General features: G+C 71.1%; 5 protein-coding genes and 2 tRNA genes. 4 read left to right on the forward strand and 3 right to left on the reverse strand.

The annotated features are described in order from the left end of the window. Position 1 precedes the first annotated feature (1 nt). The 3 genes from AC5P09_RS50595 to AC5P09_RS50605 form a co-directional block, all read right to left on the reverse strand. Positions 2-76, reverse strand: a tRNA-Asp gene (locus AC5P09_RS50595). Positions 77-113: 37 nt separating this feature from the next. After that, a tRNA-Glu gene (locus tag AC5P09_RS50600) sits at positions 114-186 on the reverse strand. Between the two features lie 80 nt (positions 187-266). Further along, positions 267-1,853, reverse strand: coding sequence for a metallophosphoesterase family protein (locus tag AC5P09_RS50605; RefSeq protein WP_493880416.1), 1,587 nt, complete (start codon positions 1,851-1,853; stop codon positions 267-269). Between the two features lie 116 nt (positions 1,854-1,969). Here AC5P09_RS50605 and AC5P09_RS50610 point away from each other — a divergent pair, with 116 nt between their 5' ends. The 4 genes from AC5P09_RS50610 to AC5P09_RS50625 form a co-directional block, all read left to right on the forward strand. Beyond that, complete coding sequence (locus AC5P09_RS50610) at positions 1,970-2,320, forward strand: metallopeptidase family protein (protein WP_493880417.1); 351 nt, start codon at positions 1,970-1,972, stop codon at positions 2,318-2,320. A gap of 88 nt (positions 2,321-2,408) precedes the next feature. Beyond that, the gene (locus tag AC5P09_RS50615) at positions 2,409-2,936 is read left to right on the forward strand and encodes a hypothetical protein (RefSeq protein WP_493880418.1); all 528 of its coding nucleotides are present in this window, start codon (positions 2,409-2,411) and stop codon (positions 2,934-2,936) included. Positions 2,937-3,149: 213 nt separating this feature from the next. After that, positions 3,150-5,330, forward strand: coding sequence for a DEAD/DEAH box helicase (locus AC5P09_RS50620; RefSeq protein ID WP_493880419.1), 2,181 nt, complete (start codon positions 3,150-3,152; stop codon positions 5,328-5,330). Between the two features lie 286 nt (positions 5,331-5,616). Further along, the coding region (locus AC5P09_RS50625; RefSeq protein WP_493880420.1) for an FG-GAP repeat domain-containing protein at positions 5,617-8,219 on the forward strand (2,603 nt) is incomplete at its 3' end.

The following is an 8,219-nucleotide window of genomic DNA, read 5'->3' on the forward strand; positions in this document are numbered from 1 at the left end:
GCGGTCCTGACGGGATTTGAACCCGCGGCCTCCACCTTGACAGGGTGGCGAGCACTCCAAACTGCTCCACAGGACCAAGCTTTGTGTACGACAGTGTCGCACACGGTGTTGCGTGCCCCCAACGGGATTCGAACCCGTGCTACCGCCTTGAAAGGGCGGCGTCCTAGGCCGCTAGACGATGAGGGCTATCGGCCCGCCTGGGCGCTTCTCAGCGCGTCGGGGACGTCAGAAGCATATGGGATGGCGGGAGGGATCGCCAAAACGGTTTACGGGGCGGTCGGGGTGGGGGGCGTGGACGCGGGTGAGGGAGACGGCGAGGGGGACGGGGTGGCGCCCGGCTGGTTCTCCTCCACCAGGTGGCGGCTGACCTCGGCCGTCGTCAGGCCGAGGCCGCCCAGTTTGATCTCGTCCCAGGCCTGGAGGCGGCGGGTGTCGCGGTCCATGTAGAGGATCGAGGCCTCGATGGGGTCGGGGTACTTGCCCTCGATCGCGCGCAGGCCGCTGCCGCCCGTCGAGCCTTCGATCCGCAGGCGCGTGCCGTTCTTGAGGATCTCCATCTCGTTGTGGTGGAGATGGCCCGCCAGGACGAGCGGGACCTCGCCGTCCACCCCGCGGGCCGCCGACGGCTCGTGGGCGACGGCGACGTCGACGGGCTTGCCGGCGGTGCTCTGGGCGCGCAGGGCGGCGGCCAGGCGGGCGCCCGCCTGCTCCTGGGACTCCCCGGCGCCGGGGTTGTTCGAGCGGTCGGGGGTGAACTGGGGGTCGCCGATCCCGGCGAAGCGCAGGCCGGCGACGGTCTCGGCCCGGCCGTCGTCCAGGACGTGGACGTTCTTCAGGCCTTCCAGGTAGCGCTGGGTGGTCTGCGAGTCGTGGTTGCCGCGGACCCAGACGTAGGGGGCGCCGAGATCCTCGATCGGGTCCAGGAAGCCGTTCTCGGCGGCCGAGCCGTGGTCCATCGTGTCGCCGGAGTCGACGATCACGTCCACCTGGTACTGCTCCACCAGCGAGGAGATGATCGGCCAGCTCGCCGGGTTGAGGTGGATGTCCGAGACGTGCAGGACGCGGATGGTGGACGGGTCGGGCTGGTAGGTCGGGAGCGTGGAGGTGGCGTCGTACAGCTTCGTCACGTTCGTCACCAGGCGGGCCAACTCCTTCTGGTAGACGTCGAATTCGGTGACGATGCTGCGGGCGTTGCCGACCAGGGACGGGGCGGAGGAGAGCAGGCCGGAGAACTTCGGCTCCAGGACCGATTCCGGGTTCCAGGTGGCGTACGCCGTTCCGCCCGAGGCGGCCAGGAGGGTCAGCGCGAGGCCGCCCGCCGCCAGGGCCCGGCGGGGGCGGCGGTAGACCGCGAGGCCGAGGGCGGTGGCGCCGGCGACGACGGCGACGCAGGAGCGTACGGCCAGGTCGAGGGTGCCGTGTTCGACGTCCTTGGTGACCTCGTCCTGGAGGCCGGAGAGGCGTTCGGGGTGGTCGACCAGGGCCTGGGAGCGGACCGGGTCGAGCTGGTCGACGTTGACGTCCAGGCGGACGGGGGCCTGGTGGCTGTCCAGCTCGAGGGCGCCGAGCGGCGAGACGTTGATCTTCGTGCCGCCGGTGAGCGACGGGCGCAGGGTCATCGTCGTGTTCATGGGGCCGACCGGAGTCCGCACGTTGCCGACGATCAGCAGCCCCAGCCAGGCGCCGAGGACGACCACGGCGACGAGGCCGAGGGCGCGGGACCAGGGGTGGGGCTGACGGACGAGTTCCACGGACGGGTGGGGCCGGCGGGCGCGGTAGTGGCGGGCGAGGGCGCGCGGGGTCCTGCGCAGGGGGTTCACGATGTTCCGGACGACGACGGGGACGCGGGCCATTGGTCCCGTATGCCCAAGTCCGCCCGCGGATATGCGGGTGCGCTCCGACTCTCGTTCGACTGCCCTGACTCTGCTCCGACTCTCGTACGGCGGCGGCGTACCGGACAATGGGGCCTGTGCTGGAGATGACGCGCGAGGAGTTCGAGGAACTGGTCGCCGAGGCCCTGGACCGGATCCCGCCGGAGTTGACGCGGCTGATGGACAACGTCGCGGTGTTCGTCGAGGACGAACCGCCGACGGACGATCCCGAGCTGCTCGGGCTGTACGAGGGGACTCCGCTGACCGACCGGGGCGAGTGGTACGCGGGGGTGCTGCCGGACCGGATCACCATCTACCGGGGGCCGACGCTGCGGATGTGCGGGTCACGGGAGGAGGTCGTCGAGGAGACCGAGGTGACGGTGGTGCATGAGATCGCTCACCACTTCGGGATCGACGACGCCCGGCTGCACACGCTCGGGTACGGGTGAGGGCCGCTGATACGGGGCGCGTGTCCTCTTGTGGGCGGCGGGAGTTGGGCAGGTTGACTCCTTCACCCTCCACCGGAGGTGGCTGCTCGTGCGCCCCTTGTACGTACCCGTCCGTCTGGCCGCCACGGTCATGGCCGTCGCCGCTGCCGCCGGCTGCATGAACGTCGGCGACGACGACGGCGGCGGGAGCGCCAAGCCCTCGCACTCCGCCGGGCCCCGGGGCGGTGAGGCGCCCGACGGCGGGGCGGCGGTGTCGGGCGGCGCCGGGATCGGCGCGGCGGCCGACGACGGCAAGCACGGGCACGGCAAGGGGAAGAAGGGCGAGGAGGAGTCGGCGTCGCCGTCCGCGTCCCCGTCGGCGAAGGGGCGTGCGTCCGCTTCCCCGGGTGCCGAGCCGGGGAAGGACAAGCCGGACAAGCCGGGGGCGCCGTCGCCGACCAGGGCCGAGCCGACGACCCCGCGTACGGTCGAGCCGCAGCCGTCACCCACCGAGCCGCCGCCACCCTCGCCCACGCCCTCGCCGACGACCGCCGAGCCGTCGTCCTCGGCCCACGAGCCGCCGGGGCCGCAGCTGGGGCAGCGGGAGCCGGCGCCCACGGCCGGGTCGCCGGTGTGATGTGGCCTACGTCGCTGAGGCCCGGTTTGCCTCTGAGGGTGGTGGGTGCGTATGGTGGTAGATCGTTTGATCCCATTGCCCGGCGCCGATGCAGAGCGCGCCGTGTGGCGCGTTCTCTCCCTTGCCGTGGCTGACCGCATAGAGGCGGTCGTATTGCGAAACACGGAGTTGACGGGCGCGTGCCGACGAGACTCCGGAAGGTTTCGCATACGCATGTCCATTTCCAGTACTGATCACGTCGTCGTGCCCGAGAACGAGGGCATTGACGTGCCCGAGGCCGCAGGCACCGAGGACGCACCCGAGGTCACCTTCTCGAGCCTCGGACTCCCCGAGGGCGTCGTGCGCAAGCTCGCCCAGAACGGCGTGACCACCCCCTTCCCGATCCAGGCCGCGACCATCCCGGACGCCCTGGCCGGCAAGGACATCCTCGGCCGTGGCCGCACCGGCTCCGGCAAGACCCTCTCCTTCGGTCTGCCGGCCCTGGCCACGCTGGCCGGCGGCCGCACCGAGAAGCACAAGCCGCGCGCCGTCATCCTCACGCCGACCCGTGAGCTCGCGATGCAGGTCGCGGACGCGCTCCAGCCGTACGGCGACGTCCTCGGCCTCAAGATGAAGGTCGTCTGCGGCGGCACCTCGATGGGCAACCAGATCTACGCCCTCGAGCGCGGCGTCGACGTCCTCGTCGCCACCCCGGGCCGACTGCGCGACATCATCAACCGCGGCGCCTGCTCCCTGGAGAACATCCAGATCGCCGTCATCGACGAGGCCGACCAGATGTCGGACCTGGGCTTCCTGCCCGAGGTCACCGAGCTGCTCGACCAGGTCCCGGCGGGCGGCCAGCGGATGCTGTTCTCGGCCACGATGGAGAACGAGATCTCCACGCTGGTGAAGCGCTACCTGACCGACCCGGTCACGCACGAGGTCGACAGCGCCCAGGGCAACGTCACGACGATGTCGCACCACATCCTCATCGTGAAGCCCAAGGACAAGGCGCCGGTCACCTCCGCGATCGCCTCCCGCAAGGGCCGCACGATCATCTTCGTCCGCACCCAGCTGGGCGCCGACCGTATCGCCGAGCAGCTGTGCGACTCCGGTGTGAAGGCCGACGCGCTGCACGGCGGTATGACGCAGGGCGCGCGTACCCGCGTGCTGGAGGACTTCAAGAAGGGCTACGTCAACGCGCTCGTCGCGACCGACGTCGCCGCCCGCGGCATCCACGTCGACGGCATCGACCTGGTCCTGAACGTGGACCCGGCCGGCGACCACAAGGACTACCTGCACCGCGCCGGCCGTACCGCCCGCGCCGGCCGCACCGGCACCGTGGTCTCCCTCTCCCTGCCGCACCAGCGCCGCCAGATCTTCCGGCTGATGGAGGACGCGGGCGTCGACGCCGGGCGTCACATCATCAACTCCGGTACGGCCTTCGAGCCCGAGGTCGCCGAGATCACCGGCGCCCGTTCGATGACCGAGGTCCAGGCCGAGTCCGCGGGCAACGCCGCGCAGCAGGCCGAGCGTGAGGTCGCCCAGCTCACCAAGGAGCTGGAGCGGGCGCAGCGCCGCGCGACCGAGCTGCGCGAGGAGGCCGACCGTCTGGTCGCGCGGGCCGCGCGCGAGCAGGGCGAGGACCCGGAGGCGGCGGTTGCCGAGGCGCAGGCCGCGGCCGCGGTGGCCGAGGTCTCCGTGCCCGAGCAGCCGGCGGCGCAGGACGTCGACAGGGCGGACCGGGACGACCGTGGTGGTCGCTCCTACGAGCGCCGGGACAACGACCGTGGCGGCTTCCGCCGTGACGACAACCGCGGTGGCGGCCGTGGCTTCGAGCGTCGTGACGACAACCGCGGTGGCGGTCGTTCCTTCGAGCGTCGCGACAACGACCGTGGCGGCTTCCGCCGCGACGACAACCGTGGCGGTGGCGCCGGCCGTGGCTTCGAGCGTCGGGATGACAACCGTGGTGGCGGTCGTTCCTTCGAGCGTCGGGACGACAACCGTGGCGGTGGCGCCGGCCGTGGCTTCGAGCGTCGGGATGACAACCGCGGTGGTGGTCGTTCCTTCGAGCGTCGTGACGACAACCGCAGCGGTGGTGGTCGTTCCTTCGAGCGCCGTGACGACAACCGCGGCAGTGGCTCCTTCGAGCGTCGCGACAACGACCGTGGCGGCTTCCGCCGCGACGACCGTCCGGCCCGTCCCTTCGAGCGTCGTGACGAGCGCGGCGGACACCGCGGCAGCGACCGTCCGTTCAACCGTGACCGCCAGGGCGACCGCCCCGGCTTCCGCCCCGCCGGCCACGACCGCCCGAACGGTCGTCGTGACGACCACCGCGGCGGCGGCAGCACCGGCACCGGTACCGGCTCCTTCGGCCGCCGTGACGACAAGCCGCGCTGGAAGCGCAACGGCTGAGTCCGTCCCTGAGCAGTGAGCGCCGTGGCGCCCGGGATTCCGGGCGCCACGGCGTTTTCGCGCCTCAAAGGAGGTCGGCAGAAAACGCTCTCTGCTGAGCCGTGAAGAGACTGTAAGATCAGCCGACTTCTGAGAGGGATGCGACGGCCGGGGGCCGGGGGGCATCTGATGCAACGCGCTCCCTCTCCTTTGCTTTCCGGGGAGGATCACCTTGGCGCGTCATGTCTTCGCACGTCGATCGAGAGCGAGACGCACGGCCGGCGCTGTCGCGGCCTCCGCCGCACTCGTGGCCGGCCTGAGTCCGCTGCTGTCGTCGGCGTCGGCGGCGGAGGTGCCGCAGGAGACAGTGGTGCCGGCGACGCTGGAGAGCAGCTACACACGGACGAGCCTCTTCCACTCCGAAGAGACTTACGGCGGAGACGGGGCGGGCAGCGAGGGTGTCTTCCACCGGCTCTACGCCCCCATGCGGCTGGTGTGGACGCGGTACTCGGACGGCAAGTCCTTCGAGGTGCCGGCGGCCTCCACGGGCCTGGCCGTCGATGACGGGACGGGCAGTGACGTCGCCGCGTTCCGCTATCAGGACGGCCACGTCGACCTGTGGAATGCCGTCGACCAAACGATGAGTACCTTGCAGATCCCCGAGGGGCACAGCGTGTGGTCCGGGGTCTTCGGCGACATCGTCGTCACCTTTGAGAAGGTCACCGCCGAGGACGGGACCACCACGCGGGTCAACCACCTGCTGAGCGCGGGCCCCGACGGGACCACCCGTGACGTGGTCGTCTCAGGCATCCCCGAGGAGCTCAAGCTCGGAGGGCCGTTGCGTGCTGACGCCACCTCGCTCATCTTCAGCGGCGCGATCGACGGCACCATCCGCTCGGTGTCCGTCGACCCGCAGACCGGGCAGGTCCAGAGCTGGACACAGCCCCGGGCCAGTGGCACCTCCTACACCGAGCTGTCGTCCGACTACCTGGTCCAGTACGGCGGCCCGTCCGCCTCGAAGGTGTACGTCTACTCCCGCGCCGACCTCTCGGCGGCGCCCGTCGAGGTGACCCTGGACGGTGCCGACGGCGTGAACCCCGCCGACGACCTCTCGGTGGTCGGCGACTGGCTCGTCCACCGGCCCGCCGGCGGTGCCAAGGTGACGGCCGTTCCGATCACAGGCGGCGACCCGATCACCCTCCTCACCTCCTCCGACGACGGAATCTCCGCCTCCCCCTCCGGCAACGCCGTTGCCATCGGCCGCACCAGTGCCGACATCGACGACTGGGGCATCCAGCGCATCCACCCCGACGCAGACGGCAAGCCCGTCGTCACCCTCGTCAAGGCGCTGCCGAAACCGCCGTACAAGATCCAGGGTCTCGCCCTGGAGCAGGGGCGGCTGCTGGTCGCGGACGACAGCTGGGGCAGTGTCCGGGACACCTACCTGCGGACCGTCGCGGCGACCGGGACACCCACGTACGGGTCGCGTTCCAACTATGACGGCACCGACATGAAGCTCTACTCCTGCCCGGCGGCGGAGGGCGGCTGCGCCGTGTTCGGTACGGCCGACGACCGTGCGGTCTGGCTGACGCGGGACACCTCCACCCGTGACCGGATCAGGGCCAGTGGGCCCGGGGCGTACGACTTCTCGGAGCTCTACGTCCCCGCGGGCGGGCGGATCACCGATGTCTCCGGCCAGTACGTGATCCACACGACGGCGACCCAGCAGATCGTTCTCAAGCTCGGCGACAGCTCCGGCCCCAAGGTCACCCGTGCCCCGGGCGCCGCCGCCCTCGACGGCGAGATCCTCTGGACGGCGGGGGCGAACGCCGGTGAGGTCACGGCGTACAGCCTGACGACGAAGAAGACCGTCGAGACGGTGAGGACGGACGCCGGCTGCGTGCCCACCGAGCTCCAGGCGCTCGGCCGCTACCTGTACTGGACCTGTGACGGCCGGGCGGGGGTGTACGACCGTACGGCGGGCAGGTCCGTGGCCGTGCCCGCCGACGAGGCCAAGCTCGGCGATGGGTTCATCGTCACGCACGACAAGCGGGCCGGGAAGCTGACGCTGACGACGTTCGCCGACGGCACGGCCGCGAGCCGGGTCATCGGCGAGCTGCCGGACACCGGGACCTCGCAGCGGGACGTGCGCTGGACCGTCGACGAGTCCGGCGCGAACGCGGCCTACGTCGACGACCGTGAGCAGGTGCACCTCGTACCGTCCGGCGTGGCGCAGCAGCCGCTGCGGCTGCTCGCACCGGTCACCAAGGCGTCGTCCGTCGAGGCACACACGTTTGACACGACCCCCGACATCCTGACCACCCTGCTGCTGTCGAAGCCGTCCTCCGGCTGGGACGTCAGGGTGCGCAACCGTGCGACCGGCAAGGTCTACGGCGACGGCGTGGACGGCACGGCCGCGCGGGGTGAACTGAGCGTCGGCTGGAGCGGTCTCGACCCCCAGGGGAGCGGGGACGCGTACCTGCCGAACGGTTCCTACGACTGGACCGTCACCGTCACCCCGGCGGACGGCGTCGGCGCCCCGCTGACGGTGACCGGTACGGTCCGACTGGTGAAGGGCAAGGCGGTCCGTCGCGACCACGTGGGCGACGACGGCTTCGGCGAGCTCCTCACCCTCAACTCCTCCGGCGGCCTGACCTTCCATCAGGGCACGGGCAAGGGCACGTTCTCCGGGAAGGTCACCGGGACGGGCTGGGCGACCTCGGTGAGGCCGGTGCCCTTCGGTGACCTGAGCGGGGACCGTTGCAACGACGTGCTCGTCCGGCTGAGCAGTGGAGCTCTGCGGCTGTACAAGCCGGGCTGCGGCGCCGAGCTGAAGCCGTCGACGTCGTACACGACTCTCTCCAGCAGCGGCTGGAACCAGTACGACGTGCTGACCGCGCCCGGTGACGT

This window comes from Streptomyces sp. a15 (assembly GCF_059026085.1).